Annotated in this window: 14 protein-coding genes; 8 read left to right on the forward strand and 6 right to left on the reverse strand. The window is 59.0% G+C overall.

The window, feature by feature from the left end; genetic code table 11:
- Nucleotides 1–263 precede the first annotated feature (263 nt).
- The 6 genes from gltB (at nt 264) to N2M06_RS14620 (ending at nt 9,617) form a co-directional block, all read left to right on the forward strand.
- Nucleotides 264–4,721, forward strand: a complete 4,458-nt coding sequence (gene gltB, locus N2M06_RS14595; RefSeq protein ID WP_346351116.1) for a glutamate synthase large subunit — start codon at nt 264–266, stop codon at nt 4,719–4,721.
- Nucleotides 4,722–4,733: 12 nt separating this feature from the next.
- Nucleotides 4,734–6,149: an FAD-dependent oxidoreductase gene (locus N2M06_RS14600; protein WP_317074540.1), complete on the forward strand. Its 1,416-nt coding sequence runs from the start codon at nt 4,734–4,736 to the stop codon at nt 6,147–6,149.
- A gap of 349 nt (nt 6,150–6,498) precedes the next feature.
- On the forward strand, nt 6,499–7,197 hold the full coding sequence (gene mtnN, locus N2M06_RS14605) for a 5'-methylthioadenosine/S-adenosylhomocysteine nucleosidase (protein ID WP_346351117.1): 699 nt from the start codon (nt 6,499–6,501) through the stop codon (nt 7,195–7,197).
- Nucleotides 7,198–7,200: 3 nt separating this feature from the next.
- Nucleotides 7,201–8,124, forward strand: coding sequence for a cobalamin biosynthesis protein (locus N2M06_RS14610; RefSeq protein ID WP_346351118.1), 924 nt, complete (start codon nt 7,201–7,203; stop codon nt 8,122–8,124).
- Nucleotides 8,117–8,932, forward strand: a complete 816-nt coding sequence (locus N2M06_RS14615; protein ID WP_346351119.1) for a cobalamin-binding protein — start codon at nt 8,117–8,119, stop codon at nt 8,930–8,932. The genes N2M06_RS14610 and N2M06_RS14615 overlap by 8 nt, the downstream gene beginning before the upstream one ends.
- Before the next feature lie 55 nt (nt 8,933–8,987).
- The gene (locus tag N2M06_RS14620) at nt 8,988–9,617 is read left to right on the forward strand and encodes a TRIC cation channel family protein (RefSeq protein ID WP_019934435.1); all 630 of its coding nucleotides are present in this window, start codon (nt 8,988–8,990) and stop codon (nt 9,615–9,617) included.
- A gap of 54 nt (nt 9,618–9,671) precedes the next feature.
- Here the strand turns inward: N2M06_RS14620 and tyrS are convergent, their stop codons facing one another.
- Nucleotides 9,672–10,868 carry a tyrosine--tRNA ligase gene (gene tyrS / locus N2M06_RS14625; protein WP_019934436.1) on the reverse strand — a complete coding sequence of 399 codons (1,197 nt, stop codon included), beginning with the start codon at nt 10,866–10,868 and terminating at the stop codon, nt 9,672–9,674.
- Nucleotides 10,869–11,033: 165 nt separating this feature from the next.
- Here tyrS and N2M06_RS14630 point away from each other — a divergent pair, with 165 nt between their 5' ends.
- Nucleotides 11,034–12,329, forward strand: coding sequence for a peptidoglycan DD-metalloendopeptidase family protein (locus N2M06_RS14630; RefSeq protein ID WP_346351120.1), 1,296 nt, complete (start codon nt 11,034–11,036; stop codon nt 12,327–12,329).
- 35 nt (nt 12,330–12,364) lie between these two features.
- Here the strand turns inward: N2M06_RS14630 and N2M06_RS14635 are convergent, their stop codons facing one another.
- From N2M06_RS14635 to erpA, 3 genes are read right to left on the reverse strand one after another with little or no spacing between them, the layout of a single operon-like run.
- Nucleotides 12,365–12,793, reverse strand: coding sequence for an HIT domain-containing protein (locus N2M06_RS14635; RefSeq protein WP_346351121.1), 429 nt, complete (start codon nt 12,791–12,793; stop codon nt 12,365–12,367).
- Complete coding sequence (locus tag N2M06_RS14640; RefSeq protein WP_346351122.1) at nt 12,790–13,116, reverse strand: glutathione S-transferase N-terminal domain-containing protein; 327 nt, start codon at nt 13,114–13,116, stop codon at nt 12,790–12,792. The genes N2M06_RS14635 and N2M06_RS14640 overlap by 4 nt, the downstream gene beginning before the upstream one ends.
- Before the next feature lie 8 nt (nt 13,117–13,124).
- Nucleotides 13,125–13,469, reverse strand: a complete 345-nt coding sequence (gene erpA / locus N2M06_RS14645) for an iron-sulfur cluster insertion protein ErpA (RefSeq protein ID WP_026344754.1) — start codon at nt 13,467–13,469, stop codon at nt 13,125–13,127.
- 149 nt (nt 13,470–13,618) lie between these two features.
- Between erpA and hemL the strand changes: the two genes are divergently transcribed.
- A complete protein-coding gene (gene hemL, locus N2M06_RS14650; protein WP_346351123.1) occupies nt 13,619–14,905 on the forward strand; it encodes a glutamate-1-semialdehyde 2,1-aminomutase in 1,287 nt (428 codons plus the stop codon).
- Between the two features lie 440 nt (nt 14,906–15,345).
- Here hemL and N2M06_RS14655 read toward each other — a convergent pair whose 3' ends face one another.
- The gene (locus N2M06_RS14655; protein WP_019934442.1) at nt 15,346–15,771 is read right to left on the reverse strand and encodes a VOC family protein; all 426 of its coding nucleotides are present in this window, start codon (nt 15,769–15,771) and stop codon (nt 15,346–15,348) included.
- 121 nt (nt 15,772–15,892) lie between these two features.
- Nucleotides 15,893–18,223, reverse strand: a complete 2,331-nt coding sequence (gene mrcB / locus N2M06_RS14660) for a penicillin-binding protein 1B (protein WP_019934443.1) — start codon at nt 18,221–18,223, stop codon at nt 15,893–15,895.
- Nucleotides 18,224–18,225: the final 2 nt, after the last annotated feature.

Raw genomic sequence — 18,225 nt, forward strand, 5'->3', positions numbered from 1 at the left:
CAAGCATCAATAAAGAAAAGGATCAAAGGCACAAAAATCACATCAGGGCGGCATTAAACCCTAAACAAGCGCTTTTTACATTAAAAAAATCTGACATCAAGTCGCAGGACACGGTTACTTCGGAATGAAAACATTTCGTTGACCTCACAAAAAATTATCGATATTTTTGTAATTAAGCCACTTATGGCAACGGACGCTTCGACGCAGAATGCGCTGAGTAATACGCAGTCGCCCGGCCAGCAGCCGAGCAATGGAGGAAAGCAATGTCTCTTTATGACCCCACACTGGAAAAGGACAACTGTGGCTTTGGTCTGATCGCCCATACCGAAGGCGAAACCAGTCATAAGCTAGTGCGCCTTGCCATTTCGGCACTGGATCGTATGCAGCACAGGGGCGGTATTGCCGCTGACGGCAAAACCGGTGACGGTTGTGGCCTGCTGATGCAGAAACCCGACAGCTTCTTTCGCGCCGTGGCACAAGACAAGGGCTGGAGCCTGGGCCGTAAATATGCTGTGGGCATGCTGTTCCTCAACCCCGATGCCGCCCTGGCCGAGCAACACAGAGCCATTATTAACGAAGAGCTGGAGCGGGAAACCCTGAGCCTGGTGGGCTGGCGCGAGGTGCCGGTAAACCCGGGTGTGCTGGGCGAGATCGCCAAGGCTTCGCTGCCGCGCATTGAGCAGGTATTTGTTAACGCCCCTGCCGGCTGGGCCGAAAAGGACATTGAGCGCCGCCTCTATATCGTGCGCCGCCGCATTGAAAAGCGCATCAGTGACGACTTTTTCTATGTGGTCAGCCTGTCCAACCTGGTGATGACTTACAAGGGCCTGTGCATGCCTGCGGATCTGCCCCGGTTCTACCTGGATCTGGCCGACATTCGCATGCAGTCTGCCATTTGCGTGTTTCACCAGCGCTTTTCCACCAATACTCAGCCGCGCTGGCCGCTGGCCCAGCCGTTCCGCTTTCTGGCCCACAACGGTGAAATCAACACCATCGGCGGTAACCGCCAGTGGGCCCAGGCCCGGGCCTACAAGTTTGCCTCGCCGCTGCTGCCGGATCTGAAGGACGCCGCGCCCTATGTGAACACCTCGGGCTCCGACTCCTCCAGCCTCGATAACATGCTGGAGCTGTTCCTGGCCGGCGGCATGGACCTGTTCCGGGCCATGCGCATGCTGATCCCGCCCGCCTGGCAGAAAAACCCGGCCATGGACGAAGACCTGCGCGCCTTTTACGACTTCAATTCCATGCACATGGAGCCCTGGGACGGCCCCGCCGGCATAGTGATGTCCGACGGCCGCTTTGCCGCCTGTGCCCTGGATCGCAACGGCCTGCGTCCGGCTCGCTATGTGCGCACCAAGGACGGCTTTATTACTCTGGCGTCCGAAATCGGCATCTGGGACTACACCCCGGACGAAGTGCTGGAAAAAGGCCGGGTCGGCCCGGGCGAGCTGTTCGTGGTAGACACCGCCAGCGGCAAGATCTGGAACAGCTTTGAAATCGATGACGATCTCAAAGGCCGCCACCCCTATAAGGAATGGATGACCAAACACAAGCGCAAACTGGAGCGCTTTGAAGACCTGTCCGACGAACAGGCCGGCCAGCGCGAGCTGGACGAGCGACAACTGCGCGCCTATCAGAAACTGTTCGGCTATTCCATGGAAGAGCTGGACCAGGTCATTCGGGTGATGGGCGAAAACGGCCAGGAAGCGGTCGGCTCCATGGGGGACGACGCCCCCATGGCGGTGCTGTCCAGCCGGGCCCGCTCCGTCTATGACTATTTTCGCCAGATGTTTGCCCAGGTGACCAACCCGCCCATCGATCCGCTGCGGGAAAATCACGTTATGTCTCTGGCTACCCTGATCGGCCGGGAGCAGAACGTGTTTAACGAAACCCATGGCCATGCCAACCGGGTTCAGTTTGAGTCACCCATTCTGCTGTACTCCGACTTTCATCAGCTGATGCAGCTGGATCAGTCCGAGCACAAACACTGCGTGCTGGATCTGAACTTTGAGCCGGCCGAAGGCCTGAAGGCGGCCATCGAGCGGCTGTGTGAAGAGGCCACCACCGCCGTGCGCGACGGCGCCGTGCTGCTGGTGCTGAGTGACCGCGCCATTCGCGAAGACCGGCTGCCGATCCCCGCCGCCATGGCGGTGGGCGCAGTACAACGCACCCTGGTGGAAGCCAACCTGCGCTGCGACTCCAACATCATAGTAGAAACCGCCAGCACGCGGGATCCGCACCAGTTCGCCGTGCTGCTGGGCTTTGGCGCCACCGCCATCTACCCCTATCTGGCCTACGAGACCCTGGCCCGCCAGGTGGCCGACGGCGTGCTGAACATGCCCCTGCGCCAGGCGCTGCTAAACTTCCGCAACAGCATCAACAAGGGCCTGTACAAGGTGATGTCCAAAATGGGCATCAGCACCGTCGCCTCTTACCGCTGCTCCCAGCTGTTTGAAGCCATCGGCCTGCATGACGAGGTGGTGGAACTGTGCTTCAAGGGGGTGTCCAGCCGTATTCAGGGCGCCGCCTTTGAAGATTTCCAGCAGGACCTGTTCAACCTGAGCAAGCTTGCCTGGATTGCCCGCAAGCCCCTGAACCAGGGCGGCCTGCTCAAGTATGTGCATGACGGTGAATATCACAGCTACAACCCGGACGTGGTTACCAGCCTGCAAAAGGCGGTACGCTCCGGCAACTATGACGACTACAAGGTCTACGCCAGACTGGTGAACGAGCGTCCGGTGGCCACCCTGCGGGATCTGCTGACGCTGAAGCCCGCCGGTGCCGGTATTGACCTGAGTGAGGTGGAGCCTGCCAGCGAACTGTTCCCCCGTTTCGACAGCGCCGCCATGTCCATCGGCGCGCTGGGGCCGGAAGCCCACGAGTCGCTGGCCGTGGCCATGAACCGCCTGGGCGGGCAGAGTAACTCCGGCGAGGGCGGCGAGGATCCCCGCCGTTTCAACAGCCTGAAGAACTCCAAAATCAAGCAGGTGGCCTCCGGCCGCTTTGGCGTGACCCCGCACTACCTGATGAACGCCGAGGTCATTCAGATCAAGGTGGCTCAAGGGGCCAAGCCCGGCGAGGGCGGCCAGCTGCCCGGCCACAAGGTAACCGCCGAAATCGCCAAGCTGCGTTATGCGGTACCGGGGGTGACCCTGATCTCGCCGCCACCGCACCACGATATTTACTCCATCGAGGATCTGGCCCAGCTGATCTTTGACATCAAGCAGATCAACCCCGACTGCCTGGTGTCGGTGAAGCTGGTGTCCGAGCCCGGCGTGGGCACCATCGCCACCGGCGTGGCCAAGGCCTATGCCGATTTGATTACCGTGTCCGGTTACGACGGCGGCACCGGCGCCAGCCCGCTGACCTCTGTCAAGTACGCCGGCTCTCCCTGGGAGCTGGGCCTGGCCGAAACTCAGCAGGCGCTGGTGGCCAACGGCCTGCGCCACAAGGTGCGGCTGCAGGTGGACGGCGGCCTCAAGACCGGTCTGGATATCGTCAAGGCGGCCATTCTGGGTGCCGAAAGCTTCGGCTTTGGTACCGGCCCCATGGTGGCCCTGGGCTGCAAGTACCTGCGTATCTGTCACCTGAACAACTGCGCCACCGGCGTGGCCACTCAGGATGAAAAGCTGCGCAGGGATCACTTCCTCGGTCTGCCGGAGATGGTGGAGAACTACTTCAAGTTTATCGCCGAGGAAACCCGCGAGCTGATGGCGCAACTGGGTGTCACCAAGCTGACCGACCTGATCGGCCGCACCGATCTGCTGCAAGCCCTGCCCGGCCTCACCGCCAAACAGCAAAAACTGGATCTGTCCGGCATTCTGGCCAAGCCCGAGCCCAAACCGGGCCTGGGTGTGTTCTGCCAGACCGGCAATCCCAACTTCGACAAGGGTGTACTCAACCTGAAAATAACCGAAGACGCCCTGCCTGCGGTGGAAAGCAAGACCGGCGGTAACTTCTATTATGCCATTCGCAACACAGACCGCTCGGTGGGGGCCCGTCTGTCCGGCGAAATAGCCAAACGTCACGGCAACCAGGGCATGGCAGCCGACCCGGTACGCATTCATCTGGACGGCACTGCCGGTCAGAGCTTCGGAGTGTGGAATGCCGGCGGTCTGGAGATGATCCTCACCGGAGATGCCAACGACTATGTAGGCAAGGGCATGACCGGCGGCAAGCTGGTGATCAAGTCTCATGTGGGCGTGGCCTTTACCTCTCAGGACGCCACCCTGGCAGGCAACACCTGCCTCTATGGTGCCACCGGCGGTTACCTCTATGTGGCCGGCCGCGCCGGCGAGCGGTTCGCGGTGCGCAACTCCGGCGCCATTGCCGTGGTGGAAGGCCTGGGCGACAACGGCTGCGAGTACATGACCAGCGGCATTGTCACCGTGCTGGGCCGCACCGGCGTGAACTTCGCCGCGGGCATGACCGGCGGTTTTGCCTATGTGCTGGACGAAGACGATGATTTCGAGCTCAGAACCAACTTTGAGCTGGTTGAGCTGCTGGGACTGGACGAGCTGGTGATCCATCAGGAGCACCTGCGCGGCATTATTACTCAGCACCTGCAGGAAACCGGCAGCGACCGGGCACAGCAAATACTGGCCGACTTCGACCACTATTTGCCCATGTTCAAGCTGGTCAAACCCAGGTCCAGCGATGTGAAATCCCTGCTGGGTCACCAGAGCCGCTCTACCGCCGAGCTCCGTGTCCACGCGCAGTAAAGGAAGATTGTGATGAGCCAGAACGTATTTCAGTTTATAGACGTACAACGTGTCGATCCGCCCAAGAAGCCCATCGGCACCCGTAAAATCGAGTTCGTGGAAATCTACGAACCTTTTTCAGACAGCCAGGCCAGCATGCAGGCCGATCGCTGCCTGGATTGCGGCAACCCTTACTGCGAGTGGAAGTGCCCGGTGCACAACTACATTCCCAACTGGCTGAAGCTGGCCAACGAGGGACGCATCTTTGAGGCGGCGGATCTGTGTCACCAGACCAACAGCCTGCCCGAGGTGTGCGGCCGCGTCTGCCCGCAGGACAGGCTGTGCGAAGGCTCCTGCACCCTGAACGACGAGTTCGGTGCCGTGACCATCGGTAACATAGAAAAGTACATCACCGACAAGGCCTTTGAGATGGGCTGGCGTCCGGACATGTCTCAGGTGGTGAAGACCGACAGAAAAGTCGCCATTATCGGTGCCGGCCCCGCCGGCCTGGCCTGTGCCGACATTCTGGCCCGTAACGGTGTGACCCCTGTGGTGTTTGACCGTTATCCGGAAATCGGTGGTCTGCTGACCTTCGGCATTCCGTCGTTCAAGCTGGAAAAGTCGGTGATGAGCCGTCGCCGGGAAATCTTCACCGAGATGGGTGTGGAATTCTGCCTTAATACCGAAGTGGGCAAGGACGTGTCCTTTCAAAGCCTGGTGGACGACTATGACGCCGTCTTCCTGGCCGTGGGTACCTACAAGTACCTGCGCGGCGGCCTCGCCAACGAAAACGCCGACGGCGTGTACGACGCCCTGCCCTTTCTGATCTCCAACGCTAACCGGGTGCTGGGTTTCGAGAAGCAGGCTGCTGACTACATCGACATGGCCGGCAAGAAGGTGGTGGTGCTGGGTGGTGGCGACACCGCCATGGACTGCGTGCGCACCTCCATTCGTCAGGGCGCCGACAACGTTATCTGTGCCTACCGCCGGGACGAGGCCAACATGCCCGGCTCTCGCCGCGAGGTGCAGAATGCCCGGGAAGAAGGCGTGAACTTCATGTTCAACCTGCAGCCTACCGGCATTCGGGTGGGCGACAATGGCAAGGTCACCGGCGTGGAAGTGGTCTCCACCCAGCTGGGCGAGCCCGATGCCAACGGCCGCCGCCGCCCTGAAGCCGTACCCGGCTCCGAGCAGGTACTTGAGGCCGACGCCGTGATTATGGCCTTTGGCTTCCAGCCTCACGAGCAGCCCTGGCTGAAGGAATTTGGCATTGAGGCCGATCAGTGGGGCCGGGTCATCGCCCCCGAGCAGGCCGAGTTTGCCTACCAGACCAGCAACCCGCGCATCTTCGCCGGCGGCGATGCGGTACGCGGCTCTGACCTGGTGGTGACCGCCATCGCCGAAGGCCGCAAGGCCGCCGAGGGCATCATGGACTATATCGGCGTGTAAGCCTGATTAGCCTCATGTGCAAAGGCCGCTCATTGAGCGGCCTTTTTGTTTTAACTGTCGGTTGAGTCATGCAAATACGTCGGCCAAAGGGCACTGCTTCTTCGGCTCGCCGTAAACCCATCCCTGGGGGCTCCGTCGCGCCATCCTTGGCGCGAAGGGCACGCCGAAGCAGGCACCCTTTATCCTCCTTATTCACCACCGGGCTGTCTGTAGCTATTTGCTGGCAACCCTGCTGGTGCTTCGCAATCCACAAATCCACATCCAACAAACGAATTTAGGTGCTGTGCAATCGGCCTTTTAAGGTGATGGTGGTACACTTGCGCCCATCATTTTTGCGGAATTTATTGTTATGACTATCGGAATTATCGGGGCCATGGAGCAGGAAGTAGCCGAGCTGCGCGCCCAGCTGGAAAACGCCACTACCACCACAGTAGGCGGCTGCGAGTTTTATCAGGGCCGACTTGCCGACAAGGAGGTGGTGATCACCCGCTCCGGTATCGGCAAGGTAGCCGCCAGCATTGCCACCACCTTGCTGCTGGAGCGCTTTTCACCCAAGTGCGTGATCAACACCGGCTCCGCCGGCGGCTTTGATCCGGCCCTGCATGTGGGCGATGTGGTGGTATCCAGTGAGGTGCGCTTTCACGATGTGGACGTGACCGCATTTGGCTACGAAATGGGGCAAATGGCCCAGCAGCCGCCGGCCTTTACCGCCGATCCGGCGTTGATTGAACTGGCCCGGGAATGCCTCACCGGCCAGGATGACATCAATTCCGCCGTCGGCCTTATCTGTACCGGCGATCAGTTTATGCACCGGGAAGAGCAGCTGAACAAGGCGGTCACCGAGTTTCCGGCCATGAAGGCCTGCGAAATGGAAGCCGGTGCCATTGCTCAGGTGTGCCATCAGTTCAAGGTGCCCTTTGTGGTGGTGCGTGCCCTGTCGGACATTGCCGGCAAGGAGCAGGCCGAATCATTTGAAGCCTTTCTGGACGTGGCGGCACGCCACTCTTCGGCCATGGTCAAGGCCATGGTACAGCGTCTGCCCGGCTAAGCCATGACGTTTCTGCTGGAACACCCTCTTAGCCTGCTGACGCTGGCACTGCTGCTCAGCCTGCTGCAGCCTGCCGACAAATTGCAGCCGCTGCTCACCCAAGGGCTGACACGCCTGGGCCGGCGGCTGAACAAATCCGGCTACAGCCGGGGTTACCTGAAAGCCGCGGGGATGGGGCTATGGCTGGTGGTGCTGCTGCCGCTGCTGGCCGCCTGGTGGGCCATTGCCGAGCTGGCCCCCTGGCCCGAGTTACTGGATGTGCTGTTGTTATGGGCCTGCCTGGATGCGGGCCGGATCAGCCGGCGGCTGCCGCAAACGCTTAAACAGATAGCTGAACAACGCAATCTGGCCCGGTTAACTCTGGCCCCTCTGTGCTTGCGCCAGACCGATGCCCTCTCCGAGCTGGGGCTGCGCAAGGCAGCGGCGGAAGTGGCGGTGCTGCGGCTGGCCGGGGATTTTGCCCTGGCCTGCTGGTATCTGGCCGGAGGCATTTATGCGGCGCTGAGCTTTGCCCTGCTGCGGCTGGCGGTACAGGCCTGGCCATGCAAGCTGAATGACTGGCGCGCCTTTGGCACTCTGCCCTCGGCGCTGTACCGTGCTATGGCCTGGCTGCCATTTCATATGCTGGCACTGACCCTGCTGATTTATCCCGGCTCCCGCCGGGCAGTCCGTGGCTGGGCCAAAGGCAGCCTGTGGGGCTTTGCTGCCGCCGGCCGGCTGCTGGCAGTCGCCGCTGCTGGCGTGAATGCTGGCCTGGGCGGGCCACGACGTTACACTCAGGCCACCGAGTATTACCCCAAGCTGGGCAGCGGCAATCAGCTGCGTTCTGATCAGGCCCGCGGGCTGCTGCTGCGGCTGGCTCTGGCGTTACTGTTCTGGCTCTCCATTGGCTGGACCCTGACTCTGGTGCCGCTGCTTTATGACTAAATTACTGCTGCTGTTAGTGCTGATGCCGGCGCTGGCCTACGGAGAGGCAAAACGCATTATCAGTCTGGCCCCGCATATTACCGAAATACTGTTTGCCATTGGTGCCGGCGAACAGGTGGTGGGAGTGGATGAGGCCAGTGATTATCCCGAGGCCGCCACTGCCCTTCCCGACATTGCCAATTACCGCTCCATTAATCTGGAGCAAGTGCTGGCACTGGAGCCGGATCTGATTATCGCCTGGCAAAGCGCGCAGTCGCTGCAGGTGGCTCCCTTGGTGCAACTGGGTATACCGGTAGCCTATTCCGAGCCCAAACAACTGGATGACCTGAGTGACGAGCTGCTCAGATTTGGCCGGCTCACCGGCCATGAGCAGCAGGCTCAGCAGGTGGCAGAACATTATCGGCACCGCCTTGCCGCCCTGCGTCAGCGCTATCAAGAAGCAGCGCCGGTCAGGCTGTTTTATCAGCTGAACGAAGTGCCATTGATGTCGGCCAGCCAGCATACCTGGATGGGCCAGGCGGTCAGCCTGTGCGGCGGAGACAGTATTACCGCCGACAGCCCCACACCCTATCCGCAAATTGATGCAGAATTTGTGCTGGCACAAAATCCGGACGTGATTCTGGCCCGGAACCTGTCTGCTCTGCAGCGCTGGAAAGACTGGCCGGAGCTTGCTGCCGTACAACAAAACCAGCTGTTCACTATGGATGTGGACACTCTGCACCGCTTTACTCCACGCACTCCCGGCGGCATTGCCGGGCTTTGCCAGCAGCTGGATCTGGTTCGTCAACACAGACAGAAGGCGAATTGAGTTCCTCATACCGCCTCTATACAATGGCGGCCCTTTTTTGTTGAGGTAAAGACAATTGCTGCCCCTGGTTGATTCGGTATTTTACTGGAGTGATTTATTCGGCACCGCCGTGTTTGCCTTTTCGGGCATTCTGGTTGCAGGCCGTTTGCGCATGGATGGCTTTGGCGTCATCGTACTGGCAGCCGTCACCGCCATTGGCGGTGGCACCATACGGGACCTTATTATCGGGGCCGAGCAAGTTTTCTGGGTAGCGGATACCCTTTATCTTTGGGTCATTCTGGGCACGGCCATGCTGGGACTCTATATAGTTCGCCTGCCCCGCCGGCTGCCCTGGTATATGTTGCCTCTGGCCGATGCCTTTGGCCTGGCGGTGTTTACCGTGATTGGTGCCGACAAGGCTCTGAGCCATGGCACCTCGGGCATGGTGGCGGTGGTGATGGGCGTGATCACCGGGGTGGCCGGCGGCATGATTCGGGACGTGCTGGCCCGGGAAGTGCCCATGGTGCTGCAGCGGGAAATCTACGCCACCGCCTGTATTCTGGGCGGCATTCTCTACACCGGTACTCTGGCGCTGGGCCTGCCCACCCTGCTGGCCACCGCCCTGGGCATGCTGGGCACCTTTATACTCAGGGTTGCCGCCATTCGCTGGCACCTGTCGTTGCCGGTGTTCTCGCTGACGCGGTGAGGAAAACAAAAAGGCAGCTCAATGAGCTGCCCTTTTTGGCTTCAAGCGTCAGGCTCAGGCCACGGTGACCCTGGCAAACTTGCGCTTGCCTACCTGATATACCGCCTGACCGGGCAGTACCTGCAGCTTGCTGTCTTCCAGCTTGTCACCGTCCACTTTTACCGCACCCTGCTTGATCATGCGCAGAGCCTCGGAGGTGGACGCCACCAGACCGGCGTCTTTCAGCAAATTTGCAATGCCCATGCCGTCGGCACCGGCATTCAGGGTCACTTCCGGCAGATCGTCGGGAATGGCGTTTTTCTGAAACCGCTGCACAAAGTCCTGATAAGCCTGTTCGGCAGCTGCTTCGTTGTGGTAGCGGGTGATAATTTCTCTGGCCAGCAAAATCTTGGTATCCCGCGGGTTGGCACCGTCGGCTACTTCCTGCTTGAGGGCGGCCAGCTCGTCCAGACTACGACGGGACAAGAGCTCGAAATAGCGCCACATCAGCTCATCGGACAGCGACATGATTTTGCCGAACATTTCATTGGGAGCTTCGTCCACACCAATGTAGTTGCCTGCCGACTTGGACATTTTCTTGACGCCGTCCAGGCCTTCCAGCAACGGCATGGTCAGCACCACCTGAGGCGTCATGCCTTCGTCTTTCTGCAGCTCACGTCCCATCAGCAGGTTAAAGCGCTGATCGGTTCCTCCCAGCTCAATATCGGCCTTCAGTGCCACTGAATCGTAGCCCTGCAATAACGGGTACATAAATTCATGAATAGCAATGGACTGGCCGGAAGCATAGCGTTTCTTAAAATCGTCCCGTTCCAGCATACGCGCGACTGTCTGACGGGCAGCCAGACGAATCATGCCGGTGGCACCCAGTTCACTCAGCCAGCTGGAGTTATACACTATCTCGGTTTTCGCCGGGTCCAGCACCTTGAATGCCTGCTCGGCATAGGTTTTGGCATTAGCGGCCACCTGCTCGGCAGTCAGCGGCGGGCGGGTCGTGTTTTTGCCGGACGGATCGCCTACCTGAGCGGTAAAGTCACCAATCAGCAGCAATACTTGATGGCCCAGATCCTGAAACTGACGCAGCTTGTTAAGGATCACGGTATGACCCAGATGAATATCCGGCGCGGTGGGATCCATACCCAGTTTTACCCGTAGCGGGCGACCTTCCTTCAGCTTTGCAATCAGCTCTTCTTCAACCAGTATCTCTTCGGCACCACGTTTAATTTCCGCCAGCGCCGCTTCCAGCTGGGACATGACAACTACACTCCTGTTGGCAAGCCTGAGGCACCCTCTGGCGCTTTGCCGGGGCACAAAAAGGGATCAGGCAATATAATTTAGTTAAGCAAGCCATATTACTGGAATGGCGAAGAAATTGGAAAGACTGTAGAATTTTTGCCAGTTTTCAGGGAAGAGCCGAGCATGCCTGTGATTAAACTGCTGAATAATTTACCCCGTCGACATCGTATTGCCATTTTTGCCCTTGGTATCGGTATGGGCATACTGGCCATGTTACCCAGTGAACAGGCCGTTGCCAGCCGGGCGATAGCTGAGCAAACCGATGCCCTCATTGTGGCTGGCGAGCGTTATCCTCTGGCGTTGGAAGTCGAGAATATTCCTTTTAATGAGTCTCGCCGTCATGCTCAGGAGCAAATAGTTCAGGTAAAGTCCGGTGATGCGCTGTCGCTGATTTTTTCCCGTCAGGGCCTGCCCTCTGCATTGCTGCACGAGCTCAGCCAGCTTGAAGAAGCGAAGGCCCTGCAGTCACTGCATCCCGGTGACAAACTCACATTTCGCTACAACCGCAATAATGAATTTACCGCCCTGCTCTATTCTCTGGACGCCGCCCGCACACTGGAAATTACCAAAGGTGCCAAGGGACTGAGCAGCCGTATTCACAGTGCCAGTCTGGAAAGCCGCAGCCGGTTTGCCCAGGGCAGAGTCAGCTCGAGCTTCTGGAATGCCGGCAAGACTGCTGGCCTCAGCGCCAGTCAAATTATAAGCCTGGCCGGCATGTTTGCATGGGATCTCGACTTTGCGCTGGATATTCGCGAAGGTGACTATTTTACCGTGCTGTTTGAAGAGCAGTACAAAGATGGGCTGAGGGTAGGCAGCGGCGACATTCTTGCCGCCGAATTTGTGAATCAGGGCAAGGTCTATCGCGCTGTGCGTCATGAAGACGGCAACTACTATTCACCGGAAGGCCGGGCCATGCGTAAAAGCTTTTTGCGGGCACCGGTGAACTTTACCCATATCAGCTCCAACTTTAACCCCCGCCGGCTGCATCCGGTCACCGGTCAGGTGCGGCCGCACAGAGGCATAGACTATGCAGCACGCACCGGCACGCCGATAATGGCCGCCGGCAGCGGTGTCGTGACCGAGTCTGGCTATAACCGCTTTAACGGCAACTATGTGTTTATTCGCCACGACAGTACTTATGTGACCAAATATCTGCATCTGCATAAACGCATGGTTAAAAAAGGTCAGCGGGTAAAGCAGGAGCAGCAAATCGGAACGCTCGGGGCCACCGGCCGGGTCACCGGCCCGCATTTGCATTATGAGTTTCTGGTCAATGGCGTGCACAAGGATCCCAAGACGGTGAAGCTGCCTCAGGCCGCCAAACTGCCCGCTGCCGAACTGGCCCGGTTCAAGCCCAGGGCTAACCAGCTGCTGGCCCAGCTGACTCGTGTCGGCAATGTGATGCTGGCGAAGAACTGATACAAAAACGGCCCGCATTGGCGGGCCGTTTTTTATTAAGCAGAGACAAAGTCCGGCAGTGCAGCCAACCGTTCACACCAGCGGGCAGCTTCGGCCTCAAGATCATCATAGAGCAAGGCCTCACAACGCCCCCAGACAGGGCCTGGCCAGGCGTCATCGGTGGTAAAGCGGGCAACATGGTGCAGGTGCAGCTGAGGCACCATATTGCCGAGTGCGGCCACATTCAGCTTATCGGGTGACAGCGACTGTTCCATTAATTGCGCCAGCGCACAGGACTCACGCATCAGCTGCTGTTGATCCGCCTCGCTCAAGTGATGAATTTCCCGCAATTCGGTATAACGGGGCACTAAAATCAGCCAGGGATAGCGGCCGTCTTTGGCCAGCAGCACCCGGCTTAACGGCAGGTCGCCCAGCACCACGCAGTCGGCGGCCAGGCGCTCATGGAGCACAAAGTCATCGCTCATGATGCCTTGCCGAACTGCAGGCGCAGGTAGGCGGCAATATCTGCCGATTCATACAGCCAGAAATAGTCACCGTTTTCCTGTTCAATGCGCAGGCAGGGCACCATACACTGGCCGCCACCGGCCATCAGCGCCTGCAGGTGCTCGGGGTTATTGGTGTCATATTCAGCAAGCTCAAGATCCAGCTCGCGCACTACCGCGCTCACCTTCTGACAAAAGGGGCACCACTCTTTTTTATACAGCGCCAGCTTTTCCGGGCTCTGTACAGCCGGTGCCGCTTCGGCCGCCTTGCTGGCACCGCCGCCAAACCAGTCAAACAGGGACATATTCAGCCTCAGATGCTAAAGGAAGAGCCACAACCACAGGTGCTGGTGGCATTGGGATTGGTTACCAGAAAGCGGGAGCCCTCAAGACCTTCAATATAATCGACGGTACCGCCCACCAGATATTGCAGGCTCATGGCGTCGACCACCATGATGATGCCGTTCTTTTCAATCACGGTGTCGCCGTCATTGCTTTTTTCATCAAAGGTAAAGCCGTACTGAAAGCCGGAGCAGCCGCCGCCGGTAATATAAACCCGCAGCTTCAGATCCGGGTTTTCCTCTTCGGCGATCAGGGCTTTTACCTTGTTGGCTGCCGCATCGCTCATCTGGATCGGCAAGGGGACTGCTTCGCTCATCACTACCTCTTTATATATGGTGTTCTGCAAAATTATCCGATACCCGACTAAACAGTTCAAGTATTGTGCGACCGGGGCCGATTCTCGGCCTGAGCAGATTTTGCTATAGTCGGCACCACACTCGACCACAACCACCAAGGATTTTGTGCATGTCCAAGTCTGACGAACTCTTTAACCAGGCCCGCCGCTTTATTCCCGGCGGTGTAAACTCTCCGGTTCGCGCCTTCAGCGGTGTGGGCGGCACCCCCCGTTTTATTGAGCGCGCCGACGGTGCCCGCATGTATGACGTGGACGGTAACAGCTATATCGATTACATCGGCTCCTGGGGCCCCATGATACTGGGCCACAATGCTGACGTAGTCAAAGATGCCGTGATTGAAGCCGTGTCCCGTGGCCTTAGCTTTGGTGCCCCCACCGGCGTTGAGGTGACCATGGCCGAGAAAGTTTCCCAGCTGGTACCGTCCATGGAGCAGGTGCGCATGGTAAACTCCGGCACCGAGGCTACCATGAGTGCCATTCGTCTGGCCCGGGGCTACACCGGCCGTGACAAAATTCTCAAGTTTGAAGGTTGTTACCACGGCCACGCCGACTGCCTGCTGGTAAAAGCCGGCTCCGGCGCTCTGACTTTGGGTCAGCCCAATTCACCGGGCGTGCCCGCCGACTTTGCCAAACACACCCTGACCTGCACCTTTAACGATCTGGACTCGGTACGCGCCGCTTTTGAGGCCGCTCCTGCCGACATCGCCTGTATTATCGTGGAGCCGGTCGCTGGGAACATGAACTGTATTCCGCCTGCCCCCGGCTTTCTGGAAGGCCTGCGCGCCATCTGTGACGAGTTTGGTGCCCTGCTGATTTTTGATGAAGTCATGTGTGGCTTCCGCGCTTCGCTCGGCGGTGCTCAGCAGCGCTTTGGCGTCAAGCCCGACCTCACCACCCTTGGCAAGATCATCGGTGGCGGCATGCCCGTGGGTGCCTTTGGTGGCCGTCGCGATGTGATGGAACATCTGGCACCTACCGGCCCCGTGTATCAGGCCGGCACCCTGTCCGGGAACCCGGTGGCCATGGCGGCGGGTCTGGCTACTCTGAATGCCATCGGCAAGCCCGGTGTGTATGAGGCGCTGGAGCAGAAAACTCAGGCTCTGGTTGAGGGCATGCAGGCTGCCGCCGACAAGCACGGTATTGCCTTTACCACCACCCGGGTGGGTGCCATGTTTGGCTTCTTCTTTACCGAAGAAAAAAACATCAGCCGCTATGAGCAGGTCACCCGCTGCGATCTGGACGCCTTTAAACGCTTCTTCCACCTGATGCTGGATAACGGTGTTTATCTGGCACCCAGCGCCTTTGAAGCCGGCTTTATGTCGCTGGCCCACGGTGAGCAGGAAATTGCTGACACCCTGGCCGCCGCCGACAAGGCCTTTGCTGCGCTGAAAGGTTAAGAACCCGCAATGCGAAGCAGCAGTGCGGTTGCACTACGCCGACACGCTTCAAGCCCATCCATGGGACGCTCGGCAAATGTCATCCCTGACATTTGACGGTCGGCTTCGGCAATCCCCACTGCTGCTTCGGCCAACACCGGCGTTGACTGCAAGCAGCGCTGAGTTTCACAGGAGGCCAAAGGGAATTGCTCCCCCGCACCCTCTGCGCCAGGGCCGAAAATTGCTCCTGCATTTTCGGCATTCCCGCCATCCCTGGCGGTCAGATGCGCAGTGGAGCCCCCATGGGGCGAGCTTGCTCGCCGTGACGAGATGCTTCAACCCGACCGAATATCCAGTGAATATTCGCAGCGGGTTGAAGCATGGAGTGGCACGCCTTTACGGCGTGTCGGGGGAGCAAGCCCTTTGGCCGACTTACTGTGTAACCGCAAACACCACTGCCCTTACGCCGGCCGCTGTATTTCCACCAGCGGTGCTTCCAGCAGCTCCACGCTGTTGCCGTCGGGATCCATGATAAACACATAGCGGGCACAGGTCTGACCCGGCACCGGCGTTGGTTTATCGGCCAGCAAGCCGGCCCCGTGCAAACTGCTTAAGGCATCATCCAGATCAGTAACCTGCAGGGCAAAATGTCTCAGCCCCAGCCTATGGCTCTGCGCCCAGGGCGGCAAAGCGCCCAGATCCGGCTCTTCTTCAGGGCGAAAACAATACAGCTCCAGCCGCGCCTGCCCCAGACGAAGATGACAAATCTGCAGCTCGCCCTGCTCATCCTGCCAGCGGTAATCAGGCTCAAACCCCAGCCCTTTGTAAAACCCTTCTGATGCATTCAGATTACGCACATTTAACGTTACATGATGAAAAGCAAACATAGCGCTTCCCTCCGTCTCTCTATTCAGCATATACGGAGACGGTGGCTTTCACCCGTTTGCGCCGGCATCAACAATAAGGGGGAGCACAGTGGCTCCCCCTTATTTACTCAGCTCATTATCATCAGCGGGCAAAGTTAAAAATATCCCGCAGCCAGTCGCCCACCTGCTCTCCGCTGGGCAGCTCAGGCATGGACGGCTGACAGCCGCGTATCGGCGGCAGACCACTGGTGCGGGCCGGCAATAGCCGGGTCTGCTCACAACGTGGGTCGGCAGGCTGGCCGTCACTCAGGGCAAAGTTGACCTGATCAATACCCGCCGGCGGCGACAGCTGTAAAGAGTCAACGCCACGGCCATCGAGATAGCGGCTGTAAATGCGCAGGGCACCGCTGGCACCAGTCAGGCCGGTCACGCCGTTATCGTCCCGGCCCACCCAGGCGGTAACCAGCTCTTCGTTATCCAGTCCGGAGAACCAGGCATCCCGCAAGTCATTGGTAGTACCGGTTTTACCCGCCATGATCCGGTTAGGAAAACGGGCCGCCAGATGGGCCGCGGTACCACCGCCCACTACCCGGGTCATACCATAAAGCGCCAGATAACCGGCCTGAGGGTCCAGCACCTGAGTGGCCTTGGCAGTGTGCTGATAAATCAGCTCGCCCTTTTCGTCCTGAATGGCCCGAATGGACGTCAGCGGCTGATACAACCCCTGATTAGCCAGAGTCAGATACAGCTGGTTGACTTCCAGCGGGGTCAGCTCCAGCGTGCCCAGCAGCATGGAAGGATAAGGCGGCACCGGCTGCTCTACGCCCATGCGCTTGAGTCCGTCCACTATTTTATCCAGACCCACTGCCATCCCCAGGTTCACCGTGGGCACGTTCAGGGATTTGGCCAGACCATCCACCAGCAGCACGCTGCCGCGATACTGGCGATCGTAGTTTTTGGGCCGCCATACCTGTCCGCCTTCACTGCGCAGGGTAACGGGTTCGTCCTTAAGCGGGCTGGACAGACGATAGCCGTTTTCCAGACCCAGCGCATACACAGGCGGCTTGATCAGCGAGCCTATCTGGCGACGGGCTGACAGCGCCCGGTTAAAGCCGGCAAAGGCCGGATCGGCTCCGCCCACAACAGCACTCACTTCCCCCTTGCGCCAGTTTGACACCACCATGGCAGCTTCCAGATCCTGGCGCTTGGTATTGGCACGCAGCTGCTTTATCTGCTCGGCCACCGCCTGCTCAGCAGTATGCTGGGCGATGGGATCCAGACTGGTAAAAATACGCAGGCCGTTCTGATTGAGAAAGCCGGCACCAAAACGGGTGTTGAGCTCGTCCTTCAGCAGCCCCATAAAAGCCGGAGTGCGGCCATAGCCCATACGGCCACGCTCAATCAGCCCCAGATCCCGGCTGCTGGCCTGCTCATAGGTCTGGCGGTCAATATGACCTTCATTGGCCAGCAGCCGCAGCACCAGATCCCGGCGATCACGGGCCCGCTCACTGTTACGCCAGGGATCGTAAAAAGAAGGTCCTTTTACCAGCGCCACCAGCAGCGCCATCTGATCCGGATTCAGCTCGTTGATGGGCAGGCCGAAATAAAAATAACTGGCCAAACCAAAGCCATAAACCCCTTTGGCACCGTTTTGCCCCAGATAAACTTCATTCAGATAGGCTTCAAGAATTTCGTCCTTGTCGTAGCGAAAGTCGATGATCAGTGCCATGTAGGCTTCCTGAACCTTGCGCCACAGGCTGCGGTCCTGACTGAGGAAGAAGTTCTTGGCCAGCTGCTGAGTCAGGGTACTGCCGCCCTGCACGGTGCGGCCGGCCTTGATGTTGACCACCAGGGCCCGCAATATCGCCAGCGGCGACACGCCATCGTGCTGATAGAAGTCTCTGTCTTCCACCGTGATCAGCGCCTGCACCAGCAGCTCGGGCACCTGATCCAGACGCACCAGCAGTCGGTCTTCCCGTTCGTCCACGTTCAGACGATCCAGCAGCACCGGATCCATGCGCGCATAACCCAGTTCGCGGCCGTTATCCGGATTCTGCATGCGGCTCAGACGCTGGCCGTCAAAGCTCAGCAGCAAAGTACGGGCCTGCTCGGCACCATCAGAGAAGTTGAACGGCCGGCGATGAATTTCAATGCGGTTACGGCTCACCGCATATTCACCGGGCCGCGAAGGGCTGGCCACCTTGCGATAATTCAGCATCTGCAGTTCACGCAGCATCTGGGCATGAGACAGCTTCTGCCCCGGAAACAGCTCCAGCGGCCGGCTGTAGACCAGCGCTGGCAGCGACCACTTCTGTCCTTCAAAGCGGGCGCGCACCTGGCTGTCCAGATAAATGCCGAAAATGCCCATTAATACTGTCCCTACCAGGGCCAGCTTGAGCATGAGTCCCCAGCCAAAGCGGCGCTGTTTTTTCACCGGCTTTTTGCGGGATTTACGGGTTGTCTTTTTTGCCATAG

The sequence above is a fragment of the Oceanimonas sp. AH20CE76 genome (assembly GCF_039654065.1).
Classification (GTDB): domain Bacteria; phylum Pseudomonadota; class Gammaproteobacteria; order Enterobacterales; family Aeromonadaceae; genus Oceanimonas; species Oceanimonas smirnovii.

Bases quoted from the DNA above. Each gene is read 5' to 3' on its own strand.
- N2M06_RS14615 (WP_346351119.1), top strand. From the start codon at position 8,117: ATGACTAAATTACTGCTGCTGTTAGTGCTGATGCCGGCGCTGGCCTAC.
- gltB (WP_346351116.1), top strand. From the start codon at position 264: ATGTCTCTTTATGACCCCACACTGGAAAAGGACAACTGTGGCTTTGGT.
- N2M06_RS14640 (WP_346351122.1), bottom strand. From the start codon at position 13,116: ATGTCCCTGTTTGACTGGTTTGGCGGCGGTGCCAGCAAGGCGGCCGAA.
- N2M06_RS14610 (WP_346351118.1), top strand. From the start codon at position 7,201: ATGACGTTTCTGCTGGAACACCCTCTTAGCCTGCTGACGCTGGCACTG.
- tyrS (WP_019934436.1), bottom strand. From the start codon at position 10,868: ATGTCCCAGCTGGAAGCGGCGCTGGCGGAAATTAAACGTGGTGCCGAA.
- mrcB (WP_019934443.1), bottom strand. From the start codon at position 18,223: ATGGCAAAAAAGACAACCCGTAAATCCCGCAAAAAGCCGGTGAAAAAA.
- mtnN (WP_346351117.1), top strand. From the start codon at position 6,499: ATGACTATCGGAATTATCGGGGCCATGGAGCAGGAAGTAGCCGAGCTG.
- N2M06_RS14635 (WP_346351121.1), bottom strand. From the start codon at position 12,793: ATGAGCGATGACTTTGTGCTCCATGAGCGCCTGGCCGCCGACTGCGTG.
- hemL (WP_346351123.1), top strand. From the start codon at position 13,619: ATGTCCAAGTCTGACGAACTCTTTAACCAGGCCCGCCGCTTTATTCCC.
- N2M06_RS14600 (WP_317074540.1), top strand. From the start codon at position 4,734: ATGAGCCAGAACGTATTTCAGTTTATAGACGTACAACGTGTCGATCCG.
- N2M06_RS14630 (WP_346351120.1), top strand. From the start codon at position 11,034: ATGCCTGTGATTAAACTGCTGAATAATTTACCCCGTCGACATCGTATT.
- erpA (WP_026344754.1), bottom strand. From the start codon at position 13,469: ATGAGCGAAGCAGTCCCCTTGCCGATCCAGATGAGCGATGCGGCAGCC.
- N2M06_RS14655 (WP_019934442.1), bottom strand. From the start codon at position 15,771: ATGTTTGCTTTTCATCATGTAACGTTAAATGTGCGTAATCTGAATGCA.